The 24,419-nt window shown below is 63.0% G+C and carries 21 protein-coding genes, 1 tRNA gene, 1 pseudogene and 1 CRISPR repeat array (1 of these 24 only partly in view); of the genes and pseudogenes, 6 read left to right on the forward strand and 17 right to left on the reverse strand.

Annotated features, from left to right (window positions below):
- Positions 1-459: a CRISPR direct-repeat array (repeat unit 30 nt; unit sequence GCTTCAACCCCACGAGGGTTCGTCTGAAAC) (it extends 2,912 nt beyond the left edge of the window).
- A gap of 104 nt (positions 460-563) precedes the next feature.
- The 14 genes and pseudogenes from cas2 to lonB all read right to left on the reverse strand — a co-directional run bounded on the left by cas2 (position 564) and on the right by lonB (position 15,980).
- Positions 564-824, reverse strand: a complete 261-nt coding sequence (gene cas2 / locus EAO78_RS07250; RefSeq protein WP_122105188.1) for a CRISPR-associated endonuclease Cas2 — start codon at positions 822-824, stop codon at positions 564-566.
- A 1-nt stretch (position 825) separates the two neighbouring features.
- Positions 826-1,821, reverse strand: a complete 996-nt coding sequence (gene cas1b, locus EAO78_RS07255; RefSeq protein WP_122105189.1) for a type I-B CRISPR-associated endonuclease Cas1b — start codon at positions 1,819-1,821, stop codon at positions 826-828.
- A 2-nt stretch (positions 1,822-1,823) separates the two neighbouring features.
- On the reverse strand, positions 1,824-2,372 hold the full coding sequence (locus EAO78_RS07260; RefSeq protein ID WP_122105190.1) for a CRISPR-associated protein Cas4: 549 nt from the start codon (positions 2,370-2,372) through the stop codon (positions 1,824-1,826).
- Positions 2,369-5,002, reverse strand: coding sequence for a CRISPR-associated endonuclease Cas3'' (locus EAO78_RS07265; protein ID WP_122105191.1), 2,634 nt, complete (start codon positions 5,000-5,002; stop codon positions 2,369-2,371). The genes EAO78_RS07260 and EAO78_RS07265 overlap by 4 nt, the downstream gene beginning before the upstream one ends.
- Positions 5,002-5,799: a type I-B CRISPR-associated protein Cas5b gene (cas5b, locus tag EAO78_RS07270; protein WP_122105192.1), complete on the reverse strand. Its 798-nt coding sequence runs from the start codon at positions 5,797-5,799 to the stop codon at positions 5,002-5,004. The genes EAO78_RS07265 and cas5b overlap by 1 nt, the downstream gene beginning before the upstream one ends.
- Before the next feature lie 2 nt (positions 5,800-5,801).
- Positions 5,802-6,884 carry a type I-B CRISPR-associated protein Cas7/Csh2 gene (gene cas7b, locus EAO78_RS07275; RefSeq protein ID WP_122105193.1) on the reverse strand — a complete coding sequence of 361 codons (1,083 nt, stop codon included), beginning with the start codon at positions 6,882-6,884 and terminating at the stop codon, positions 5,802-5,804.
- 1 nt (position 6,885) lies between these two features.
- Positions 6,886-9,039 (reverse strand): type I-B CRISPR-associated protein Cas8b/Csh1, encoded by a 2,154-nt coding sequence (gene cas8b, locus EAO78_RS07280; protein WP_122105194.1) that lies wholly within the window; start codon positions 9,037-9,039, stop codon positions 6,886-6,888.
- Positions 9,026-9,832 (reverse strand): CRISPR-associated endoribonuclease Cas6, encoded by an 807-nt coding sequence (cas6, locus tag EAO78_RS07285; RefSeq protein WP_122105195.1) that lies wholly within the window; start codon positions 9,830-9,832, stop codon positions 9,026-9,028. The genes cas8b and cas6 overlap by 14 nt, the downstream gene beginning before the upstream one ends.
- Before the next feature lie 513 nt (positions 9,833-10,345).
- Positions 10,346-10,606, reverse strand: a pseudogene (locus tag EAO78_RS07290) (NOP5/NOP56 family protein); the annotation flags it as partial.
- 94 nt (positions 10,607-10,700) lie between these two features.
- Positions 10,701-11,120: a hypothetical protein gene (locus EAO78_RS07295; protein WP_122105196.1), complete on the reverse strand. Its 420-nt coding sequence runs from the start codon at positions 11,118-11,120 to the stop codon at positions 10,701-10,703.
- A gap of 48 nt (positions 11,121-11,168) precedes the next feature.
- Positions 11,169-11,411, reverse strand: a complete 243-nt coding sequence (locus EAO78_RS07300) for a hypothetical protein (RefSeq protein ID WP_122105197.1) — start codon at positions 11,409-11,411, stop codon at positions 11,169-11,171.
- Between the two features lie 51 nt (positions 11,412-11,462).
- Positions 11,463-12,659, reverse strand: a complete 1,197-nt coding sequence (locus EAO78_RS07305) for an arginine deiminase family protein (protein ID WP_122105198.1) — start codon at positions 12,657-12,659, stop codon at positions 11,463-11,465.
- Between the two features lie 102 nt (positions 12,660-12,761).
- Positions 12,762-13,544 (reverse strand): CBS domain-containing protein, encoded by a 783-nt coding sequence (locus tag EAO78_RS07310; RefSeq protein WP_122105199.1) that lies wholly within the window; start codon positions 13,542-13,544, stop codon positions 12,762-12,764.
- Between the two features lie 111 nt (positions 13,545-13,655).
- Entirely contained in the window at positions 13,656-15,980 is a 2,325-nt protein-coding gene (lonB, locus tag EAO78_RS07315) for an ATP-dependent protease LonB (protein WP_122105200.1), read from the reverse strand.
- Between the two features lie 168 nt (positions 15,981-16,148).
- Between lonB and EAO78_RS07320 the strand changes: the two genes are divergently transcribed.
- Together EAO78_RS07320 and EAO78_RS07325 are read left to right on the forward strand one after the other, a co-directional pair.
- On the forward strand, positions 16,149-16,667 hold the full coding sequence (locus tag EAO78_RS07320) for a nicotinamide-nucleotide adenylyltransferase (protein ID WP_122105201.1): 519 nt from the start codon (positions 16,149-16,151) through the stop codon (positions 16,665-16,667).
- The gene (locus tag EAO78_RS07325; protein ID WP_275263150.1) at positions 16,664-17,614 is read left to right on the forward strand and encodes an SAM hydrolase/SAM-dependent halogenase family protein; all 951 of its coding nucleotides are present in this window, start codon (positions 16,664-16,666) and stop codon (positions 17,612-17,614) included. The genes EAO78_RS07320 and EAO78_RS07325 overlap by 4 nt, the downstream gene beginning before the upstream one ends.
- 36 nt (positions 17,615-17,650) lie before the next feature.
- On the opposite strand, the gene EAO78_RS07330 is transcribed toward EAO78_RS07325, so the two are convergent.
- Positions 17,651-18,118, reverse strand: a complete 468-nt coding sequence (locus EAO78_RS07330) for a DUF5793 family protein (protein ID WP_122105202.1) — start codon at positions 18,116-18,118, stop codon at positions 17,651-17,653.
- Between the two features lie 166 nt (positions 18,119-18,284).
- On the opposite strand from EAO78_RS07330, the gene EAO78_RS07335 reads away from it, so the two are divergent.
- From EAO78_RS07335 to EAO78_RS07345, 3 genes are all read left to right on the forward strand, one after another.
- Positions 18,285-19,979: a type II/IV secretion system ATPase subunit gene (locus EAO78_RS07335; RefSeq protein WP_122105203.1), complete on the forward strand. Its 1,695-nt coding sequence runs from the start codon at positions 18,285-18,287 to the stop codon at positions 19,977-19,979.
- Positions 19,976-22,120 (forward strand): type II secretion system F family protein, encoded by a 2,145-nt coding sequence (locus tag EAO78_RS07340; RefSeq protein ID WP_122105204.1) that lies wholly within the window; start codon positions 19,976-19,978, stop codon positions 22,118-22,120. Before EAO78_RS07335 ends, EAO78_RS07340 begins: the two co-directional genes overlap by 4 nt.
- Before the next feature lie 82 nt (positions 22,121-22,202).
- Positions 22,203-22,841 carry a class I SAM-dependent methyltransferase gene (locus EAO78_RS07345; protein ID WP_122105205.1) on the forward strand — a complete coding sequence of 213 codons (639 nt, stop codon included), beginning with the start codon at positions 22,203-22,205 and terminating at the stop codon, positions 22,839-22,841.
- 107 nt (positions 22,842-22,948) lie between these two features.
- On the opposite strand, the gene EAO78_RS07350 is transcribed toward EAO78_RS07345, so the two are convergent.
- Together EAO78_RS07350 and EAO78_RS07355 are read right to left on the reverse strand one after the other, a co-directional pair.
- Positions 22,949-23,239, reverse strand: coding sequence for a hypothetical protein (locus EAO78_RS07350; RefSeq protein WP_122105206.1), 291 nt, complete (start codon positions 23,237-23,239; stop codon positions 22,949-22,951).
- Between the two features lie 13 nt (positions 23,240-23,252).
- The gene (locus tag EAO78_RS07355) at positions 23,253-23,777 is read right to left on the reverse strand and encodes a DoxX family protein (RefSeq protein WP_122105207.1); all 525 of its coding nucleotides are present in this window, start codon (positions 23,775-23,777) and stop codon (positions 23,253-23,255) included.
- Positions 23,778-24,325: 548 nt separating this feature from the next.
- On the opposite strand from EAO78_RS07355, the gene EAO78_RS07360 reads away from it, so the two are divergent.
- Positions 24,326-24,396: transfer RNA gene (locus tag EAO78_RS07360), tRNA-Gly, on the forward strand.
- Positions 24,397-24,419: the final 23 nt, after the last annotated feature.

Here is a 24,419-nt window from a genome sequence, read left to right on the forward strand (position 1 = left end):
GCAACTGCGACGGGACGGGTTTAGTCCGCACGTCGTGCTTCAACCCCACGAGGGTTCGTCTGAAACGGGTGTCGCACCTCAACGGGGCGCGTCGCGAGCGAGTGCTTCAACCCCACGAGGGTTCGTCTGAAACTCCTGATAGGGCTTGTCGAGCCACGCGTCGACGTCGCTTCAACCCCACGAGGGTTCGTCTGAAACCCTTGTCGTGAGCGACGAGGCGATAGATCGCGGACCAGCTTCAACCCCACGAGGGTTCGTCTGAAACTACCGGGTTCTTGTGGGTGGGTGTGGTTAGGGATCGCTTCAACCCCACGAGGGTTCGTCTGAAACCGACTCGATTTCCGTGTCCGTGATATTGGGATCGCTTCAACCCCACGAGGGTTCGTCTGAAACACCTATGAGACACGGAAACAACGGGAGAGACGCGGAGCTTCAACCCCACGAGGGTTCGTCTGAAACCATGCCCGATTTCCGGGGCATACGCCTGCTAACGTGTGGATACAGTAAAGAGCTTCCGTCAACCCTCAATAGGCCGCGTCACCCGTGGGGGTCGACGGAACTGGTTATAGAAACCGCTGGCCTTCGGTTGGATCGTCACCATATACCGTCCGATTAAGGAGTGTATCGGAAGATAGCTCATAGATAATCGTTGACTCACCGGGGATTAGCAGGTCATCAATCTCGTCTTTCAGCGTAGCCAGATCACCTTCTGAGATCTCCCCTTCGAGTACTGAGTTCTGGACATGGGTCAGGTACCGCCGACCGAGTTTGAGAGCCTTCTGCGTGCGGTCGGCTTCCAAGTCGTAGACCATCACAACGTACATGTCACCACCACCGTTGGAACGGATCGTATTCCTCACCAGTGAGCAAGTGCTTCTTCATTTTGTACGCTTCGAGCCGCATCAGGTATTGATAGCTGACCTTCCGGTTCAGGTTCGGGTGCTCAACAGTCCGTTCCAACGTTTCTTCGAATGCCTTCGTGTACGTCTTTCGTCCGGACTCGTTCAACAGACAGGAGCCTAGTTCCGTCTCGAAATCGGCATCTGAAATCTGGTTTCGGTTCACCAACCGGAATAGGACCCGATCAGCGAGCACGGGTTTGAACAGGTCCGCGATATCGAGCGACAACGAGTACCGTCGCTCCCCTGGCTCGTGGAGGTAACTGATCGTCGGATCGAGTGCGGTCGCCCGGATCGCCGAGACGCAGTTGGCATAGACCAGCGAATTACCGAACGAGATGAGGCTGTTGATCTCGTTGGGTGGTGGGTTGTACTTTCGTCGGCTGAGCTGGAACTCGCTTGGAAGGATTTCGTTGAAGCTCCGGTAGTAGGCTTTTCTCGCCGTCGCTTCGGTACCCAGTAGTTCATCGATAGGAAGTGAGTCGTCGACACGTGCGGCTGCCGCTTCCAGATCATCGATGACATCGTCGAGATCGCAATCCCGGCCGTTGTAGTAGACGACATTTGTCCGCATATTGTGGATGCTTCCCCTCACAATCGCGGCGGCGAGCTGTCGTCGATGTTTGCTATCCTCGTAGGCGCGTACTTGGTTGACGACGGTCTTTCCGGAGGTCTGCCCGCGTTTCGGCATCACTGAACCCGAGTAGTAATCCTCCCACCCGAAGACGTGGAGTGCGACTGTGCGGTCGTTGAGAAACGACATCAGCCGCGTGTTGAAATCGATCTGGCCATGGAGGAAGAACGCCTCGGCGTTCTCGATTGGGATGTACTTCTTGTCGCCCCCGTCGTCGGGAACGAGTCTGAGCGTGTCGTCGCTTCGTTCGAGTCGGCCGTCCGAAAAGACGTGGTAGTTTCGGTCCATGGTTAACACCAACAGAAGTCGTGGTACGCACACGAGTCACAGAACGGTTTTTCCTCGGCCGGTGGCGGCGAGGACTGACTGACGATGTCATGAATCCCACGGATCGCCGTTTTGATTTTCTCTCTTCGTTCGTCAGTAAGGTCGACAGGCTCTCGTTTGCGTTCTCGGGGATGGGCCAAGACGCCATCTCGCTGGATGTCGGCCACACGGTCGAGATACCAGAGGTAGTACGACAGCTGCATCTCGGCCGGTTCAGTCAGCGTTGAGGAGGGTTTGACCTCGACGACGCGGCCGTCGTCCAACAGATCGAGTGAGATCATCCCGAGGTGGAGGTTTTCCCGCTTGTCGCTGTAGGCCGTGTCGTCGACGCGAGTGCCACGAACGACAGTCGGGTTCTCGCGGTCGATTTCGAGATTCCGGCTCTCGAACCAAAGTTCGCGCTTACAGACGTAGTAGTACTGTATCATGACGCCCGTCACGCGGAACGGGTCGTCAACCGGCTTGCCGCGAGCTGTGGCGAGGAGTCGATCGACCGGATCAGCGTCGGTCATATAATTCGCCTCTCCGCGGTACTGTCCGGAATAACGAATCCTGTGTTCTGGTCGAAATACTGGCTCAATCCGTGTTCACGGGTATCGAGACACAGGACATCCGTGTCCTCATGAACCGGATTCAGTTGTCCGATTTTTTCCTTCTTATCGGATTCACCGCGGTAGATCGGCATCGACACGCGTAGCTCTTTGAGCTCATCCATCAGTCGACGAACACGGTCAAACTCGTAGTGCTTCCACGCGTCACGTACCTGTTCTACCTGCCTCCGTTCAGCTTCAGTACGACAAATGATGATGTCCACTGCGTTTCGCTGATCGATCAGCGATAGCTCTCTCAATTTATCTCCACGTAGATCGTCGACATACTCAACGTATTCCTGTTTACCGACATTTTTGTCGGCATGTAGTCGTCGATAATATTCTGTGACCGCTGTGCGGGCAACCGCTGTCTCCGAAAGAGGTGTATCAGCTTCACGGATGGAATCCAGCGTTTCGGCTGCAACGGGAAGCAGTGTCGCTCCGCGATTATAGACTGCTTCTGCCGGCGTTTTTTTCTGCTCGTCTGGAACATCGAGCCACCAGATGATGACCCGCCCTTGTTCTCGTTCAAACGACCGATTACAGCGACCGGCCGCTTGGACGATACTGTCGATTGGGGCCAAGTCGCGGTAGACGCGGTCGAAGCTGATGTCAACACCGGCCTCAATGAGTTGCGTCGAGACTGTAATAAGACCGTGTTCGTCGTCAGTGAGTTCTTTCGCTGTTTCGATAAGTTTGAGCCGATCTAGCGGACGAAGACGCGTCGAGAGATGAAGTATCGATACATCGCTTTGGTTTTTGATACGAGTAGCGAGTGCCTCCGGATCGATGTCAGCTGTCGTATCGGCAGCTTCGAGTTCGTTGGCATAGACATCCCCAACACTCAGGAGCGAACGTCGGGGACCAGTGAGTTCGTCAAAGAGTGTGCGCGCACTATCAATTGTGTTACAGACGGCAAGGGTTGACGCTCCAGCATCGACCGCACTGAGCAGTTCGGCTCCTGCGTCGGGGTATGCTTTCGGCTCGGATTGGGTTTCGAGATACCGTTCGGCCGATACATCGAGTTCGTACTGAACGCGTTCGGTCGCCTCGAAGTATACATCCGGATCATCGACCAGTTCGCTTACGTTGCCTATTCGCTCGGTTCCTGCATCGAACAGCTGTGGCTGCGTGGCAGTCATAGCGATCACCGTCGCGTTGTACTGCTCGGTCAGAATTGTAACGAGGCGAGGGATGAGCTTCCACCAGTCAAGTGGTAGGCTCTGTGGTTCATCGAGGATCACAACGCTGTCACGGAGTGCAGAGATCTTCATCGACTGCTTGTTGGCCGGGCCAGCGAGGCTTTCGAACAGCTGGACGAAGGTTGTCACGGTAAGCCCCGCACGCCAACTTTCGGCGAGCATCCCGGCCACGTCGTCGTTCCTGTCTGCCTTATCGGCGTCTACGTCGTCTTCGTCGACGATTTTGGTTTCCGAGAGGTGGTGGTGAGCCGTCAGTAACCGACCGAGGGTGTCAGTCTCGTAGATTTCTTCGACCTCATTGACCACCTGATCGATGATACTGGTAAACGGCAACGCATAGACGATACGCTCGCCGCCGAGTTTATCACGGATCGTCTGTGCGGCCGACAGCCCGGAGAGTGTTTTTCCCATACCGGTTGGCAGTGTGAGCGTCGCTACACCGCCGCCCCCCTCGGCAAACTCCTCCGCATTCGCTATGACAGCTGATCGTGCGCGTGACCGGTAGTGATTCAATCGTTCTGTTCTGGAGCCATCCGGATCAGCAGGCGATGACGATTCGAGATCGTCAACGTACTCGTCTAATACCCGCATCGATGGCCGTTCTGCTTTGTAGGGTTCCCCCGAGCTAGCATCCTTGCTCCGGCTCGCTGCACTCGTCTTATCCGCAAGCACGAGCGATCCCCAGCATTCGAGAACCAGTCCATAACAGGAATCGGACAGCGAGTCACGACTGATTGTCGTCCCGCTCTCCGTGGCAACAGCAGCGGCAATCTCGTCAAGAAGCTCTTTGTACGAATACCGAAAATCGTCCCACGACCCGTGGCTATCAGTTGCACCGTTGAAAATATCGGTCGCAAGCTCAGGAACGTGTTCTTCGATGTCGTTCAACTGCATGGCGATTGCTGCCTGTTGCTGTTCGGCATTGGTCTGGGCACCCCCCGTTGAGTTCTCCGAGTTGTACGCACGGTTGTGGATGTACTGAGTCACATCCGGCAGCCGACCGTGGTGTTTGGCAACCGCGACGAAGCCGGCTAGGCAGGTCTCAGTTTCAAATCCCTGTGTGTCGAGGGCGTAATACGCTGCGAACGAGCCGATTGGGGCATGGTATCGACACGGCTTGTACTCAGGTTCGGTGTTGTGTCGAAGGTACTCCTGAAAGAACGTCGTCGCTTTTCCGAAGTCGTGAACGTAAGCAAGCGTCTTAACGACTCGCTGTAGCGATTTATCCGCAGGCGTTGATGCCTCGTCAGGCACGATTTTACTGGCTCGTCGGGCGACATCATCCAGATGCTCTTGAAGATGGACACCATCATGACCGTCTTCGGGTGGGTGGGAGTACCGAACAGACATCAGACGAACACCACAGTTCGACCGTCGACACTGGCAGCTGACGTGTTTGTAACTTTGAGAGACTCGGCATCAGGATTATACGCGTAGTTGGTGAATCTCGTTGTTGTCCGACCACCAGAGTCAGCTTTCATAAACGCTGGTGATTCTTCGATCTGACAGCGTGTGCCTGCCTCAAGGACGACATCGTCGACCGCATTCGGTACGGCCGAATCGACCTCGATAGTGCCGGTCTGAGGGCCATCCTCAATATCGAACTCACCGTGATACTCGATATCTGCGAGGTGTTCGGAGAGACCGAGACTCGGCACATAGTGAGATTCCCCTGAAGCAAGCGTTTTACGCAGCTCGGAATACCATTGATCGTCAGCGAGTGCGATATCGATACGGTAGGCCGGATCGACCAGTACCTCGTAGTTGTGCTGCTGCCGGAGGGTCGTCGGGTCAGGTAGTTTGATGCTGATTTTTCCGCGACCATTGAGTGACTGTAAGTTTCCAGCAGCAGTCGAGAGCGTGTTCATCGGCATGTTAACCGTTCGAATCTCACGAACAGGCTCAATTGCGACTGCTGAGTTATCAGGCCCGAACAGGTCGTAGTAACCATCCCGTTCGATTCCAAGGACTGCTGCGAGGAGTCCAGCAGCGGTTGTACGAGGAATGATCCGATAGGTTTGCTTGACGATGTTGCCCTCGATCCGTCGGAAGTGCCCCCACGGGCCCCGAACGGTAAACGAGAGACAGCGATCAGGCTGGTCGTCGTCTTCGTCGTCCGTCCAGCCGTCCAGCGATTGTTGGGACATCGTTAGGCCGTGTCGTCGTCACTTGGGAGTGTCGCAGTCTGTTCGTCGTAGACATCGATTTTCTCGACGGCATCCGCTCCGAGGGCGTCTTCGAGTGCGTCGTGAAGCACCGCTGGTCCACCAAGATCGCCATCGTAGGAGAGTTCTAATACGTCGCTGGCAACAAACCGAACTTGGTTGATTCTGTCACTCGCCCCATCGAGTCGATTCACGAGGCCTGTCACGTCAAGCGTGAGGTCACGAACCGTTCGAAGTTCCTCGTCAGGTTTCGAATGTTCGTCGTCGAGTTCGAGATCACGGTCAAGACCGCCAAGGTGGAAACTCTCGTCGGCGTACTCGACACGGAAGTAGATCCGCGGTTCCTGTCCGACTTTGCTACGACTAATAGTCTGATTCTTGATCGCGCGCCAGCACAGCGTATCGAGCCGTTTGACATCCGCTTCAGTGAGGTTTGTGTCCGCCGCACCGTGTTCGTCGACGAGTCCGTGGAACCGAATCAGCCCGTACTGAATCCGATGGTCGTCAAGATCGAACCCGCCCTGCTGTTTGTTCTCCTGTGTGGCGATCACGCTCGTCAGGCTGTCGTACTCCTCGTTTTCGTTGACGGCGTGTATCGATTTGCCGGGTGAGAACTGAACGGGGCCAGTGAAGTGATCCGGCAGGTGCTTGGCATATACCTCGTCGGTATCCACTGACATCGTCGCACCAAAGTATCGCACGTCGACGCTTTCATTCAGGAACTCCCCGAACACGTCGTCGCGGAACTCGTCGGCTCCCTCGTCATCATCGAGATCGTAGTCGTCGGGCTCGACAGCCTTGAGCCGATTTTCGAGGAGCTGCCCGCGTGTGTACTGATCGCCGTCTTCCTGTACGTTTCGGATGTAGACGCCGTGGCCGTCATCGTCGAGTTGGTCGCGGAGATACCGCTTCAGGCGAACGTCGGTAACGATTGCTTGCTGGGTTTGTGGATCGATTCGCGGCCGGTTAGCACCGGACAGTGGGTTGCCGTTTGGATTTGCATCAACGGCATCGTACAGGAAGACGATTTCTGAGCGGTTCGTTACTGGATCAGGTGTGTCGGACATGTTAGTGTTCCTCCTCGATTTCGTCTACATCGCTTTCGTCCCGGTTCCACGGGTGGTCGTTCATTCCATACGTCACCCCAAGGGCGTAGTAGAAGCGGAGATCGTCGGTTTCGATCTCCCACTCTTCCGGATCGGGTTTGAGGATTGTATCCCGAAGCCGATCGACGATGTGATCCGCCTTCGTGCCGGGATAATTCCCTTGCTGTTTCTTTTCCTGACGCGTATAGGTCAACGTCTTAGCGACAGTCTCCTGTGTTACCTTCTTGATTCGGGATCGAGTGATCGATTTGACTGGATACTGGTCAACGAGTGTCGTCGACCGATCTTCGCTATATTCTTGATAACTTCCGATGTCGCCAACGAGTGCGCCGAGTAGGAACGCCCCGCGGCGTTGGCTCGTCACGGAATCCGGATCGTCGTCATGGGCTGGCGACAGTGCAGGCGTTTCGTTGATGAACGATTCGAGTTTCGGTGCGGCAGGGTGGCCCCCATCCGCGATTGGTATTTCATCTAGTGATGGCATGATGTATCTGTCATAGGTTGGTTCGTGTGCAATCGGTTCGTTACTCGGATCGGTCGGTCTCAATAGCTGAAGTTCGTTGTCTGCCAGCGCACAGAGTTGCGCGAACTGGCTGGCGATCAAAAATGACGGGAAACCCTCGTGTTCGTCGTCATCGGTCTGCTCGTCAACGATTCGGTTGACGTACTCTTCGAGGAGCATGTCGACTGCAATCGGCTCGCCACTCAGAACACTGATGAGTGCCTTAATTCGTGGATCGTCTGCATCGGCTTCGTCATCGTCGCGTTCGGAGAACGTCTGATAGAAGTACCAGCCTGTCGAGACGGCGTGTAACTGTTCATCGCTCGTTGAGAGCAGCCCCCACTTCTCGTTTGTTGGAAGCGGTGCGGTCCACTCCGCCTCAGATTTCATATTGAATGCCGAGACACTTTCGACAAGACGGTTGTGAGTAAACGCGAGTTCTTTCGGGTAGTGGAGACGTCCGTTTAGCGTCTCGCCGAACACGTCGTATCGAGACATTTGGTGCGGCATGACTGCCGAAATGTAGAACCGAAGGTCTCGGGTGTTGATATCAGCATCCCGTTCATCTTTGTAGGCATCTTCGATTGGTGTTGTATCATCGTTTTCCACTGCATGGTATAGCAGTCCATACAGCCGATGTACCTTGTTGGCTGTCAGTCGACCGAACACGTATGGCAGGTAGTACACCTTCGCGCCGAACGTCCGGTAGGTACAGGCTTCGACGAACGTCCCGGCATTCATCACGGTGATTGCGGCGTCCTCCGAAATCGGATGTGAACGCCACGCTTCTTCGATGTCGAGTCCAGGGAATTTTTCCAGCTGTTTGCCGAGGAAGTAGTTCTGCGGATCTTCAGAAGTTCCGACCGTCCGAGCGGGCAGTCCCGTAACGAGGTCGGTCGCATCTCCCGACGAATCGTCTGCCTTATTCTTCGTGACGAGCTTTGCAAGCTTCCGCTGTCGCATCGCCTCGTTGAACACGTCGAGATCACCGGGCCACTGGTAGTCTCCGTCCGACGCGGTTTTGACTTGGACCGTTAACAGCGATGTGGCCGATTCGCCGCCGAGCTTCCGCGTGATCGTCTCTTCGATCGTTTCGAGTATGGTCTCGTCCTCACCGAGTTCAGCTAATCGTTCGATAATCCATCCATCGGTGTGGTCGTCGGCTGCTTTCGTCACGACTTCATCGACAGCCCACCTTGTCAGCCGTTCTTTCGCGTAGCGTGCCAGCTTTTCTGGGTCACTGTCCTGACCGGCTTGGTGGGTCACGCTATGATCAATTCCGGCGGCTGCCGAATACTTACAGTGGCCAACCTGCTGAATCAGGTCGTCAGAGTACCTCGTTATCAGCACTGGATCGAGATCAGCAGCCAGCCGTGGCTCGTCACCTGACATGTCCACCCGGACGACGATTAGGCTATCATCGGTGTCAACGAGATCGCTAGCTGCGTCGGGCGTGAGATACGGTGCGTACTCGCCGCCACCTGTCGTGGCGAGCGTGTAGAGCTTACCGTAGAGGTATTGTAGATCTCGAAGTGACCCGATTGGCGAGTTCGGAAGTTCGTCTTCTAATACCTCTGCTGGGTACTTCTCCCGAAACTCATCAGGCGAAAGCATCGGCTCCCTCCAGTTCGCTCTCGCCTGGTCGCGTTTTCTCCGTGATATTCACGAACCCGAGTCCCAGCGAGTTCCGTTCACCAAGCCCGCAATCCAACGCGAGATTGAGGTGCCGGCGATGATGATCGTCCCGAACCGTATAGGAGAACTCCCACTTGCTCAGGACGTAGGTCATCTCCTGACCCTCGGTGACGGTCACCGGAACGGCGAACGTCTTGATGAGTTCGTAGCCGTCGAACAGATCGCCATCGACATCGCTCGGCCCCGGCAGGTGGTCGTGGGCGAAGCGGTCGTGTTTCTGATCGAGGTTGTCCTCCAGCTGCTTACGCAGTGGCTCCATCGAGTGCTCTGGTCGCCAGAACACGGCAGTGTCGCCGCCGGGATGGTCGATCCCGTACTCCTCGCATCGCCACGGCGGAATCCGAACCAAGAGGCCAGTGCCGGTTTCGATCGTCCCTCGCGTGCCTGGTTCGCCAACATCGGGGTCGAGCGAAGTCACGTCATCGACGTGGAACGGCATCTCACCGATGTTCAGCTCCGGCTCTTCAAGCAGATCGGCAGCGACGTTAGCCAGTAGCTCCTCCTCTGGCGAAGCGACCAACAGTTTACGGTCGTCACCCTCCTCCATGTCGTAGGGGGGAAACGGGTTTGAGTAGGCGAACCCTGGCGGCTCGCCGTCGTCGTGTCGTTCGCCGTAGGTGGTCCCCTCAAGTGCGTCCCAGAGACGGCTGCGCAGCTTGTGGTGGTAGTCGTTCTGGTAAGCGGCATCCGCGCGTGCGGACAGATGTGCCATTATACGCACCCGGATGACTCACCTCTGTAGCGGGAAAGCATACGGCCTATCATTCAAACAACGAATACAAAAAGGGACGCAAAGGTCAGTGAAAGTAAATCTACACACGGGTCGTCTATGGACTGTAAAACTAACTCGCTTAGATCAGTTGCTAGTGCCCGTGATGAATACGACCGGAGTTCTACGGCCAGTTACTTAGGCACACCCCTAACGGGAAGCAAAACTTCTCGGGTTGAATTCCTGAAGAATGGCGGTTGAGCATGACCGATAGTGATTACTTCGAGTCTTTACCGCTGTGACGATCTGCATCTTTGGTGAGAGCTGTTGAAATGACGTCTTTCGACACCGTCCAGAAACTATTCGCAGTAATCACTATGAGACGCCTTCCTGAATTATGTGGAACAGACCGTTCGGCTTGCTGTACTTGGCGATTTATGCTGGATTCTATTAACCGATTGATATTTCAATAGAGCTAATCGGAATTATCTATACTAGTATTCTGGCCATCGTCCAGAGGGCGCGGACCGCATGGATCAGCTGCTGGTCGTCCGCGCGCTCGCGCTCCGCGACGGCCTCGCGGGTGGCGTGGAGGCTCGCCTCGTGAAGCCGGTCGTAGTAGTCGTCGACGTCGTCCGCGAAGCCGGACTCGACGGCGAGACGCGGCCAGTCCGCGGGTGACGCCGCGCTCCCGCGTTCGATCGCGTCGCGGGCGGCAGCGGGGTCGTCGGGCGGAACGGACGCGAACCAGCCCGCGTCGCTCTCGTCGGTCGTCATACTCGGAGCACTGCGGGCGAACTCGTATAGGTATCCCGGTGTGTCGGTGCTCGTTCGGTAGAACCCTCGCCGCCCCCGCCCGTGACTTCGTCGGTCACTCCACGCTCACGTGTCGCCTGACCGAGAACGCGTACTTGGAGTCGGCCACCCACTCGTCGACGCTCGTCTCGACGATATCGCCCGACGAGTACACGCGCTCGTCGTCGAAGGCGATCACGTGTCGCGGCCAGGGGTACGGGAGGTCCCAACAGAACGCGATGCCGACCCCCTCGCGCTCGTGTGCGACCGCCCAGGAGAGGGCGACGAGCGCGTAGTCTTCACAGTCGCCGCGCCCCGCCTCGACGCACTCGTGCGGGCGGCGGGCGAAATCCCGGAATCCGTTCCAGGGGTCCTGCGTCCAGTCGTACTCCGATCGTGACCACTCCTCGAGATCGAACTCCGCCCACCGCTCGCCGCGGTCGACGTAGCGGTCGGGCGCGAGGAACGTGAACGGCGTCCAGCGACGGGGATTCATTGCGTCGATAGTGGGGGATCCCTCGGCGACGGTCCCGAGTCGGCGACCTTAGTCGTCGGACGGCGGTTCCAAGTCCACGTCATCGTCCGTCTCGTCGTTTCCGGAAAGAACGCCCTCGAAGAGCCTGGAATCGCCGGCCCGGATCTCTCCGACGGTCGCCCCGGCGAGCCCGCCCAGCGCGCCACCGGTGCTCGCCGCGTTTCGATTCACCAGTCCGCCGATCGCCGCGCCGACGGCCGCTCCGACGGCGGCGTACTTCGCCCGTGAGACCGCAGTTCTGATTCGTCCCATGGGTCGAACTACTCGGTTCGTTTACAAAAAGGTGTCCGTCGGATCGGCCGGCTACTCTCGCGCGATCGGCGTCGTCATACAGTGGAGGCCGCCGGCTCCGTTCGTGAGCGCCGCCCGCGGGATCCCGACGCCGTCGGGGAGGACCTCCACTCCCCGGTCGCGGAGCGCCTCGATGGTCGGGTTGTCCTCGGGTCGATACGTCCCCTCCTCGTCGGGTTCGTAGAGCGGGATCACGGTGCCGTCGTCGATCGCGAGGAAGTTGGTCGGCCACCGCTCGCCGTCGGCGACGTCGATCACGTCGAACCCCTTCTCGTCGCGTACGTACTCCAGCGTCGAGGTCGCGTGGCTGTGTTCGTAGACGTCACCGTCCTTGCGGTAGACGTCGACCTCGGCCGCCTCGGCCAGGTCGGCGTCGAGCACGGCCAGCCCCTCGGCGGCGATGTTGAACCAGCCGAGCAGGTGCATGACTCGGGAGCCGAGCCCGCGATCCCGCCGCAGTCGCCGGTCCGCCTCCAGCGGGGCACGTACCAGTCCGAACTCGTCGTACGAGACCGCGCCCTCGCGCATGAGGCGCTCGCCGGCCTCGTAACTGGTCCGGATGACGTGCTCCTCGCCGTCGACCTCGGCGGAGACGCCGAGCAGCGCGAACTCGCCGGCGGGCATGAACTCGCCGCCCTCCAGCGGCTCGCCCGTCATCTCGTAGCACGGTTCCGCCCCGATGGCCTCCCAGGCACGTTTCACGATCGGCTCCTCGCGCCGCCGGATCGGCTTCGACATGTGACAGAGGATCGGCCCCTGGTCCCCGACGATCGTCGTGTCCCGCTGGAAGTAGACGTTGGAGATCGGCGCGTCGAGCGTCATCGACGCCCCGTCGGTCCCGCCGTCCGCCGTCGTCTCCGGCGTGAGACTCGGCCGGGAGAGGACGACCTGGAGCTTCTCTCGGGGCGAGAACGTCGAGAGCACGTCGTCGACCCGGTCGACGCCGCCGTCCTCGAGGACGTCCCGCGTCAGGTCGTCGAGCGCGTCCCCGGCCGCGAGGTCGTCGGCGAGACGGTGGACCTCGACGTGGGTCGACGCCAGCGTCTCGACGAGCTGTTCGTGCTCGCGTCGCGCCTGTTCGGGAGGGACGTGGTCCTCGAACAGGTTCGCCTCGGGCGCGAGGCTTCCGGACCACAGCTCGAGCCCGGGCGTGTGCACCCTGACCGCCGAGAGCCGTTCCCACTCCGCGCGCACCGAATACTCGGACATGGTGTCGAGTCGTCACCGGGCTCGAAAAAGCTCCCGGAGCCGGTCATCGGAGCCGCGTCGCCGTCGTGAGTCACCCTCGACGTCGACGGAGCCGCGTCGCCGTCACTGGAGCCGCTTCGTCGTCTCGACGAGCGGGTGGCGCGCGTAATCCACCACGTCGATGTCGCGTATCGACTCCAATCCCTCCTTCTTCGCGGTCTTGGCCATCCCGAGGTCCACCGGGGTCCTCGTGACGATGACGTACGCGTCCATCGACTCGATCCCCATCTCGTGGGCGGCCATCACGCGGTGGTGTCCGTCCGCGAGGTGGAGGACGCCGCCGTTGTCGATGACGACGAGCGGCTCGGCAAGTCCCCGCTCGAGCTCGTACTGTCTGCCCTCCAGTTCGTCGGCGTACACCCGCGCCTGCGTGGGCGTGAGGTCCTCGAGGCGGACTTCACGGCGCTCCTCATCGAGTTCGACGCCGTGGATCTGCTCGAGCGTTCGCATCAGCTTGCCGACCTTCCCGGGAGTCGCCCGCTCGATCTGTGAGCGAACGACGTCCGCGTTCGAGATGATCCCGACGAGGTTGTCGGCGTCGTCGACGACCGGGAGCTTCTGGATCCCCGACCGCAGGATCACGCGGGCGGCGTCGGTGACCTTCATGTCGGGATGGGCGACGATCAGGTCCTCGGACATCACCGTGAACACCGGGGCGTCGTCGTCGGCCAGGAGCAGGTCACCCGCCGAGACGAACCCCTCGACGGTTCGCCCCTGCGTGACGGGAAATCCCTTGTGACCGGCCGTCTCGACCATCCGCTTCGCGACGGCCGCCACGGTGTCGTCGGGGCTGACCGTCTCGACGTCCCGAGTCATGTACTCGCCGACCGTCGGCTTTCCGGTCATGACGGTTCGTACGTCCTCGACCGTACAAAAAGGGGCGGGACCGGCAGGGGCCGACGACGGATGGACCGCGGAACCGTCGACCGCGACGCGGGACCCGCCGGCGACGACCGACTACTGCGGGCTCGGACTGGAGGGCCCGGAGACGCCCTGGTCCTTGAGCGCCGAGCCGGTGATCGACTTGAGCCGGGAGACGAGCGAGTCCTTCTCGGCTTCGCCCTCCAGCGCGATGTCGAGCACCTCGCTGATGTGGCTCACCGGGATGACCTCGATCATGTCCTCGTACTCCTCCTCGATCATCACGTCCTGCTCGTTCGCCTGCGGGATGATCACCCGAGTACAGCCGGCCTTCGCGGCCGCCTCGATCTTGTGGGTGACGCCGCCGACCGGAAGCACGTCGCCGCGGACCGAAAGCGAGCCGGTCATCGCGAGGCTCTGGTCGACGCCGACGTTCTCCAGCGCGCTGATCACCGCGGTCGCGACGGTGATCGACGCGCTGTCCCCGTCGACGCCCTGCTGGCCCGCCTGGACGAACTGGATGTGGATGTCCATCTCCGAGATGTTCTCGTCGGAGAACTTCTTGATGATCGCCGAGACGTTCGAGACCGACTCCTGGGCCATCTCCTTCAGCTGACCCGTGGCGATGACCTCGCCCGGCCCCTGCGAGGGCGCGACCTCGGCCATCACCGGGAGCATGATCCCGGAGTCCTCGCCCATCACGGCGAGGCCGTTGACGCGGCCGACGACGTAGCCGTCGGAGACCTGGAGCTCGTAGTCCTTCCGGCGCTCGATGAAGTCGTCGGCGAGCTGCTGTTCGATGGAGCGGGACCGCCCTTTGGCCTGTAACACGTGCTCGCGGGTGGTGAAGTCGGCGTCCTCGCCGCGGGCGATGTCGCCGGCGACCCGGACGAGCCCGCCGAGGTTCCGGAAGTGAAGCGTCAGGTGTCCCTTCCGGCCGGAGCGCCGCTTCGCCTCGAGGATGACCTCCTCGATCGCCTCGGCCGTGAACTCCGGCAGACGGCCGTCCTTCGTGACCTCCTGGGCGATGAAGCGCACGTACTGCCGGCGCATCTTCGGGGTGTCCTCGATGGTGTCCTCCATGTACACCTCGTAGCCGTACCCCTTGATACGGCTCCGCAGCGCCGGGTGCATGTTCTCCATCGCGTCGAGGTTCCCGGCCGCGATCATGACGAAGTCCGTCGGGACGGGCTCCGTCTGGACCATCGCGCCCGAGGAGCGCTCGGACTGGCCCGTGATCGAGAACTCGCCCTCCTGGATCGCCGTCATGAGGTGCTGCTGTGAGCGGATGTCGAGCGTGTTGATCTCGTCGATGAACAGCACGCCCTTGTTCGCCTTGTGGATCGCGCCGGCCTCGACGCGGTCGTGGCTCGGCGTCTCCATCCCGCCGGACTGGAACGGGTCGTGCCGGACGTCGCCGAGCAGCGCGCCGGCGTGTGCGCCCGTCGAGTCACGGAACGGCGCGGACTTCGTGTCCGCGTTGTTCACGAGCAGGTTCGGGATCATCGCGTCGGAGCCGCGGTTGAGATAGCGGAAGACGAGGTAGACGACCCCGGCGGCGATGATGCCGACGAGGATCTGGCCGACGATGATTAGCGCGTAGCCCAGCACGACGGCGATGATGATCCACATGAGGAGCGACCGCATCTGGTTGCGCTTGCGGGCCTCCTCCTTGTGTGCGTCGACGATCTGTTCGCCCTTGCCGGCCGGGACGGTCCGGACCTTCGGCTTGTTGCCGTCGTCGGGGTTGTGGTACACCAGGACGTCCTGGAGCTCCTCCTTGGGGAGGAGCTCGGACATCGCCTTCGCGAGCATCGACTTCCCGGTCCCGGGCGAGCCGATCATCATCACGTGACGGCGCTGTTTGGCCGCCTTGATGATCACGTCGCGGGCGTGCTCCTGGCCGATCACCTGGTCGACGAGCCGGTCGGGGATGGATATCTCCGCGGTGGTGTCGATCTTGAGTCCCCCGAGCAGGTCGTCCTCGTCGGGGTCCTCATCGATCTCCGCACCCTCGACCTCGACGGTGCTCCCGAGGTCGTCTATCCCGCCGTCTTCGGAGTCGATCCCCCCGTCGCCGGGAACGATCGCCTGGTCGTCCTCGCGGTCACCGTTCTCGAGATCGCCCTTTCCGAGGTCGTCGTTCTCGAGGTCGTCGTTCTCGAGATCGTCCTCGGGTTCGCTCCCGTCGGCCGGGTCGTCTCCCGTGACCGGAGCGACCTCGGGCTCTCGGAACCCGTCGTCGATGGGTTCCGTGTGGTCCGCCTCGTCTCCGGAGCGGCCCCGACGCTCCTCGTCGGGGGCGTCCTCGCCGTTCCCGGACGGACTTCGGACGTCCTCGCCCGCCCCGTCGGGCGCGGAGTCGTCGGGGGGCGCGGCGTCCTCCTCCGGCGGGTCGTTCGTGTCCTTCTCGTTGCTCATAGAATCGGTATCCGTTATCGGGACGGAAGGGTCGGCTACTGATATACTTTCTCCCCGCGACCATCGCTCCCCAACGCGTTAGACCGCCGATATCGGCATATAACGCCCGTATACGTCGGCGTTCCGGTCCCACGAGGTTTATAAATCCAGCCGTCGCATCGTGTATCCATGCGGGGCTTTTACATCGGGCGGTACCAGCCGTTTCACGACGGCCACCGACACATGGTCGAGGAGATAGCCGAGGAGGTCGACGAGCTGGTGTTGGGGATCGGTTCCGCCGGCGACTCGCACACGACCCGCAACCCGTTCACCGCGGGAGAGCGCGTGATGATGGTCACGAAGGCCGTCGAGGACCTCGACGTCACCACCTACGTCGTCCCCATCGAGGACCTCGACCGAAACTCGGTGTGGGTGAGCCACGTCCGGAGCATGACCCCGCGGTTCGACGTGGCGTACTCGAACAACCCGCTCGTCGTCCGGCTCTTCGAGGAGGCCGGCGTCGAGGTCAAGGGATCGCCGATGTTCCGGCGGGAGGTCCTCGAGGGCGCGGAGCTCCGCGAGCGAATGGTCCGCGGCCGCGACTGGGTCGAACTCGTCCCCGAGGCCGTCGTCGAAGTGATAGAGGAAGTGGACGGCGTCGAGCGGATCCGACGCATCGCCGAGACCGACGCGACGGGTGGCGAGTGACTCGGACCGCCCCGGGGAGGTTCCCCCTCACGCTCGCGTCCGACTTCGGCTCGCCGTATCCGGCGGCGATGAAGGGCGTCGTCCGTCGACGGAGCGACGCCGAGATACTCGACGTGGATCACGATCTCCCGCGGGGAGATCCCCTGGCGGCCGCCTTCTGGCTACGGTTCGTCCTCCCGGAGTTCCCGCCGGCGGTCCACTGTGCCGTCGTCGACCCGGGCGTCGGGACCGACCGCGCCGCGCTCGCCGTTCGCGCCGGGGCACACGCGATCGTCGCTCCCGACAACGGGCTCGCGCTGCCGCCGGCGCGGGCGCTGGCCGCCGCCGGAGGGAACGGGGACGGTGAGACCGAGGAGGATGGGAGGGACGACGGGGACGTCGACGTGTACCGGATCGACGGCTTCGACCCGGCGAGTTCGACGTTCCACGGGCGCGACGTCTTCGCGCCCGCGGCCGCGGACCTCCGGGAGACGATCGTCGACGAACTCGACGGGTCGGACGCGTCGACCGTCACCGCCCGGACGGTCCGTCGGACCCTCGACGACGCCGACTGGTTGGACCGAACGGACGACTACGTCGACGTCGAGATCCCCGAACCGACGATCCGGAAGGGCGAGGAGGGCGACGGAGCCGCCACGGATACCGATCTCGACGTGGAGCCCGTCGCCATCGAGGGGGAGGTGGTCGTCGAGGGAGAAGTGGTCGTCGTCGACGACTTCGGGAACGCGATCACCAACGTTCCCGGAGAGTACGTTCGCGGTCGCGAGCGGGTAAGCGTGAACGGCGAGTCGGTCCCGATCGGCGAGACGTTCGCGGACGTGCCCGTCGGCGACCGGCTCGTCACGGTGGGGAGCCACGGCTACGTCGAGTGCGACGTCAACGACGGCCGGGGGTCGGAGGCGTTCGGGCTCTCGCCCCGTGACGCGGTCGCGTTCGAGTTCGAGTAGGCACCATCGGGCCGATGAACCGGCGGACGAAGCGACCTACAGTTCGACGCCCGAGGGGATCAGGCTCTCGCTCCGGAGGAGGTTCCCCTCGTGGTCGTACACGAGGAACGTCTCCTTGTCGTAGCTCACGAGCCGATCGCCGTCGAGGTCGATGTCGACGCGGTAGCGCGCGTCGTCGCCGTCCCCGGCGTCGACGGACTCTCGCGCGGCGCGGATGAACGGGAGGACGTCGTCGGCGGTCTCGTTGAGTTCGAGGACGAAGTCGCCCGTGAACCGGTTCGTCACGCCCACGACGCCCTCGGCGGTGCCGACCTCGAGCGGCTCGCGGAGCCGGAAGGCCACGTCGATCTCGTCCGCGGAGAGCAGGTCGCCGTCCGCGTTCGAGAGCCGGTCGCGTAGCAGTCCCTCCGGTCCGTGAAAGTCGATGCGGACCCGCGGGGTCGTCGGCTCGCCGGCGTCGTCCCCGACGCCCTCGACGGTCAACTCGAAGTAGTCACGCCGCATTTCCTGTCCGACACTTAGCGGTCATGCCGTATCAACGTAACGGGCGCTTCCCGGTGCGTAGCACGGGCCGACGGACCCCGCTCGGCGACCGCGAACCGCCGAACTCGTCGCTGATAATCGACGGGTGCGTTTTAAACCGCGGCACCGTGTATACGGGGACGAGAGAATGGCGGGGGACGCTCGCGCGGAGGAGTTCGGGGACGCAGTCGAGGCGTTCCGGCAGCGACTCCGGCGCACGTGGGAGATGCTCCAGGGGTCGGAGCTCGCGGTTCGTCCGTTCAGGCCGGGCGAGGACGGCCCGCTCGCCTCGTTCACCGTGCCGCCGGACGAGCGCGAGGTCGACCGCTACTGGGTGAACGCGCCGTACGCGTACGTCGTGATCACCTACGAAGAGATCGAGAGCGAACATCGCTACTACGCGGTCGAACCCGACCTCGACGGCTTCGAGCGTGACCTGCTCGACCGCGTCGCCGACGACATCCGGGACCCCCTCCTCTACCGCGAGGGAACCGGTCGAACCGACGAGGAGACGCTCCGGACGGAGCTCGAGTCGTTGCTCGAGGGATACGGCGTCGACGCGGGAATGGACACGTTCCACTCGCTCGCGTACTACCTCTACCGCGACTTCCGCGGGTTCGGGAAGGTCGACCCCCTCCTGAACGACGACCACATCGAGGACGTCTCCTGTGACGGGTACGACCTCCCGATCTTCGTCTATCACGACGAGTACACCGACATCGAGACGAACGTCTCGTTCCCGAAGTCGGAGCTCGACAACTACGTCATCCGGCTCGCCCAGCAGTCCGGCCGGCACGTCTCCGTCGGCGACCCGATGGTGGAGACCACGCTCCCGGACGGGTCTCGCGCCGAACTCGCGCTCGGCGAGGAGGTGACGCCGCGCGGGTCGGCGTTCACCATCCGCCAGTACGCCGACGAGCCGTTCACCCCGATCGACCTCGTCGAGTACGGGACGTTCTCGATCGAGCAGATGGCGTACTTCTGGCTCTGTATCGAGCACAACAAGAGCCTCATCTTCGCGGGCGGGACCGCCTCCGGGAAGACCACCTCGATGAACGCGGTCTCGATGTTCATCCCGCCGCGGGCGAAGGTGCTGTCGATCGAGGACACCCGCGAGCTCTCCTTGTACCACGACAACTGGCTCTCATCGGTCACCCGCGAGCGACGCTACGAGGGGACCGACATCGACATGTACGACCTGCTTCGGTCGGCGCTCCGACACCGTCCGGAGTACATCATCGTCGGCGAGGTCCGCGGCGAGGAGGCGATCACGCTGTTCCAGGCGATGAACACGGGACACACCACGTTCTCGACGATGCACGCCGACTCGATCGAGACCGTGATCAACCGGCTCGAGAACGAGCCGATCAACGTTCCACGCGCGATGGTCCAGTCGCTCGACATGCTCTCGGTCCAGACGCTGACGCGCTCGGAGGACCAGCGGGTTCGGCGGGCGAAGACGATCGGCGAGATCGGCGGGATCGACCAGCGAACCGGCGAGCTCGACTACTCCTCCGCGTTCGAGTGGCGCGCGGGGACCGACGAGTTCCGCCGCAACGACTCGATACTTCTCGAGGAGATACAGACGGAACGGGGCTGGAACCGGTCCGAGCTGCTTCGGGAGGTCGACCGGCGCGAGCGGTTCCTCGAACTGCTCTCCCGGCTCGGCGTGAACGGATACAAGCGGTTCACGGCGCTCGTCAACGAGTACTACGCGGACGCCGATCGGGTGATGGAACGACTCGAGGAACGGGCGGACGTCGCCGACGGAGACGGCGAGGGGCCCGATCTCTCCGACGGAGACGGCGAGGGCCCCGATCGAGACGGGATCGGCGACGGATGATCGCGTATCTCCCGCTCGTCGTCGCCGTCGCCTGTTGTCTCGCGCTCGCGGCGTCACGGGCGTCTCCGAAGGCAGATCTGGTGGTCACTAGACTGGCGCTGTCGCTCTTCGGCGACTACGTCGCCGGGCGGGACCGCAGACGGCGCGAACGCGACCTGATGCGCGCCGCGCACGTCGGCGGAACCCATCGGGAGTACGCCTCACGAACCCTGCTGTACGCCGGCGTTCTCGGGGTCGCCGGCAGCGTGAGCGGCGTGTACCTCGCCGCCGCGGCCCTGACCGCGCTCGAGGTCGGCGGCGACGGCCTGAGCGAACTCCTCCCGGCCCAGCTGTCCTTCCTGGCCGGGGTGACGCGGCTGACGGAGGTCGGCCTCCCCGGGCTGTTCGTCCTCCTCGTGGTCGCGTCGGCGACCGTGGGCGCGGCGCTCGCGGTCGGTGCGTACTACGCCCGCTGGATGCTGTTGAGCCAGCGGGCGACCGCCCGCGCCGCGAGGATCGACGCAACCCTCCCGCGGACCGTGGCGTTCGTGTACGCGCTCTCGCGGTCGGGAATGGCGTTCCCCCGGGTGATGGATACGCTCGCCGAGAACGAGGCGGTGTACGGCGAAGCCGCCACGGAGCTGTCGGTCGCGGTCCGCGAGATGAACGCGTTCGGAACCGACGTGTTGACCGCGCTCCGACACACCGCGCGGCGGACGCCGAGCGACGACCTCTCCGAGTTCGCCGAGAACCTCGCGTCGGTCCTCGGAACCGGTCGGTCGCTGTCGGCGTTCCTCAACGACCAGTACGAGCGGTACCAGGAGGAGGCGGAGACCAAACAGGAGCAGTACCTCGAGCTGCTCTCGACGTTCGCGGAGGCGTACGTCACGACCCTCGTCGCCGGCCCGCTGTTCTTCATCACCATCCTCGTCGTGATCGGGCTCGTCTTAGAGGACACGCTCCCGCTCCTGCGCGTCGTCGTCTACGTCGCGATCCCGCTTGCGACGTTCGGATTCGCGGTGTACGTCGACAGCATCACGCAGGGGATCGGCGGCACCGAGCAGGTTCGGACGTCCGAGACGCCGCACGGTCGCGGTGCCGGTCACGGCGGCGATCGCGACGACCGATCCTCGAGCAGGTCCGCGGCGACGGCGGCGTCCACCCGTTCGGACGGGGGGATCGTCTCCGACGGGTGGCAGGCGAGCCGCGAGCGGCTCCGAGCCTACGACCGGTTCCGCTCGGTCCGGGCGTGGGCGAACTCGCCGGTCGAACACGTCCTGCGGTCGCCCGAGGCCGTCCTCGCCGTCGCCGTTCCGGTCGCGATCCTCGGGGTCATCGCGGCCGTCCATCCGCTGTCCCCCGGGAGTCCGACCGAGTTCGTCGCACGGATCGACGCACCGATCGTGGCCGCGTCCGCGTTCGTCCTCGCGACCTATGCCGTCGTCTACGAGGTCAGAAAACGCCGAGTACGCCGGATCGAGGGGGCGATACCCGACTTCCTCGATCGGCTCGCCAGCGTCAACGAGGCGGGGACCTCCGTCGTGGCGAGCATCCGCCGCGTGGCCGGAACGGACCTCGAAGCGCTGACGGTCGACCTAGAGCGCACCCGCCGGGACATGGACTGGGGTGCCGACGTGACCTCGGCGCTCCACCGCATGGAACGGCGGGTCGCCTCGCCGATGACGTCGCGGGCGGTCGTGCTCGTGACGAACGCGATGCATGCGAGCGGCGACGTCGCGCCGGTGCTCCGGATCGCGGCCGACGAGGCGCGGGCGACGTGGACGCTCCGGCGCGAGCGGCGGCAAGTGATGTTGACGTACCTCATCGTCATCTACATCTCGTTTCTGGTGTTCCTCGGCGTGATCGCCGCGCTCTCGGTGTCGTTCATCCCCGCGGTCGAGGGGGCGTCGGTCTCGGGGGCGGCCACGGGGTCCGGAACCGGCGTCGGAGCGGGAGCCGGCGGCGGGATCGCGGCCGGCCTCGGCGACATCGACGCGGACGCCTACGAGCGCCTGTTCTTCCACTCGGCGGCGATCCAGGCGCTGTGTTCGGGGATCGTCGCCGGCCAGCTCGGCGAAGGCTCCGCCCGGGACGGCGCGAAACACGCCGCGATCCTCCTCGTTCTCACGCTCGTCGCCTTCGCGGCGATGGGGAGTCCGTGAGCGAGAGGAGATCGGAGACTTCCGAAGCCGACTGCGGTACCGAGGACATCGGAGCTATATTCCTCGCGCTCGACCGACGAGTATGGACCCGCAGTCGACGTACGACCGGATCGCCGGGCACTTCTCGAAGACGCGGGAGTACGCCTGGCCGGAGGTCGAGGCGTTCCTCGAGGGACGGACCGGCGACCGTGCGCTCGACGTCGGCTGCGGGAACGGACGCCACACCGAACTCCTGGCCGATCACGCGCCGGTCACGGTCGGCGTCGACCTCAGTCGAGGGCTGCTCCGGGAGGCGGGTCGTCGGGCGCGCGACCGGGGGTTCGACGATCGGGCGACGTTCGTCCACGGCGACGCCGCGGCCCTCCCGATCGGGGCGGACGCGGTCGATCTGGCGGTGTACGTCGCCACGCTGCACCACCTCTCGCCGCGATCCGAGCGAGTCCGGAGCCTGAACGAACTCGCTCGGGTCCTCAGGTCGGACGGCGTCGCGCTCGTGAGCGCGTGGAGCACCGCTCACGACGGGTTCGACCGCGAGGAGGGGTTCGACACGACCGTCGACTGGACGCTCCCCGGCGGCGAGACGGTCCCGCGGTACTTCCACATATACGACCCAGAGGAGTTCGCCGCGGACCTCGCCGAGAGCGACCTGGTCGCCGTCGACGTCGAGGTCTCGAGCGGGAACTGCTACGGAACCGTCCGAGCGCCGGATCCGGTCGCGTGAGGCGTCGTTCAGGTCGCAGAAGGCGTCCTTCAGGCTCACGGAAGGCGTCGCTCGGGACGTCCGTCGAAGCGTCGGAAAACGGGATCGGAGATCCGACCCGGTTCGGATCAGTCGGCCGGCACTTCCTTCCGCGTCGTCGTTTCCTCCGGCATCGGCGTCACGAGCCTGTAGGCCGCGTACAGGCCGAGCACGGCGATACCGGCGAGGACGAGCCCCGTCCGGAGCGTCGGGTCGACGAGCGGAGTCGCGACGACCTCGCCGGCGTCGTTGGTTATCGGGACCGGGCTGTAGGGTTGGCCGGCGAGGATCTCGACCACGCCGAGCACGACGATCCCCGTGAGCATCAGTCCGGCACTCAGTGCCATCGCCGCCCTGTCGATGATGTCTGGTTCGGTCATTGGATGTCACCTCTCAGCCGAGCAGGTACCGCAGCTTCGGGCGTTGCTTGACGAACGCGGTGCGCTCGAGGACCGCGTCGAGTCCGTAGTACCGGCCGGCGGCCAACACGATCACCGTCATGAACAACAGCAGGCCCATGAAGTCGCCGTTGACCACCCCGTTGCCGAAGCCGGCGTTGCCGACCCAGAACAGGACCATGAAGATCACCCCGCCGAACGCGGCGAGGCGGGTGAGCGCCCCCGCCATGAGCGCCAGCCCGATCAGCGTCTCGAACAGCGGGACGCCGGGCTCGATGAGCCACGCGAGGTTGTTCCCCATCCAGACCGGGATGGGGCCGAGCGCCGTGCCCGTCATCTCCTGCATGTACGCCGGGCCGTAGGTGTACGCGAGCCCGTCCTCGATGAGTTTCGTCACGCCGGCGTGGAAGAACCACCAGCCGGTGGCGACGCGCAGGAACGCGACCCAGTAGGCCGTCCACGGGCCGTCCAGCGCGAACTCGACGTCCGTCGTCAGGGGATTCCCCGTTTGGTATGACATGGGCGTCACCTCACGTGTGGACGTTGCGTCGGAACCGAGTTATACTCCGGCGGCTACTCCCACCGGCTGGTAAGCGTTTCGAGGGCGTGAGAACTCGCAACCGTCGAATTCCACGGCCGATCACTGCGGTCGAACCCGAACCGCGATCGTCGATCGTTCGTGGTGGTTTCGAACGGGATCGGCCGAGCTAGACGCTCGTCGAGGGACCCTGGACGGTGGCGTCGCCGGCGGCTCCGTCGCCGGCTTCCAGAGGCGCGTAGCGCCTCGCTGCGCCGGTGAGCGGGTGCGTCAGCACCCGCGAGCCGACCGCGAGGGACGCGGTGAGCGCTCGGAGAGCGCGAACCGCGAGGCTGGGGAGGCGTGAGGTGCGGGGCGGGACTGTGCGGGGCGGGCGTTGGAGGAGCTCCGCTCGACGTGTCCCAGATTCGCGCGGGGAGACGGCGGATCCCACGGAACGGATCGATCGAACACTCCGGAACCGGATCCGGGTCGCCGTCATCGGCCCAAAGGGTAAACTCCTTATTCCGGCACCGTTTTTCGAGAAACGCGCACCGGTGGTCTAGTGGTAGGACCTGAGCCTTCCAAGCTCATGGCCCGGGTTCAAATCCCGGCCGGTGCATTTCTCGAACGAAGTGAGAGAAA

The organism is Halobellus captivus, assembly GCF_003697845.1.
Taxonomy (GTDB): domain Archaea; phylum Halobacteriota; class Halobacteria; order Halobacteriales; family Haloferacaceae; genus Halorubrum; species Halorubrum glutamatedens.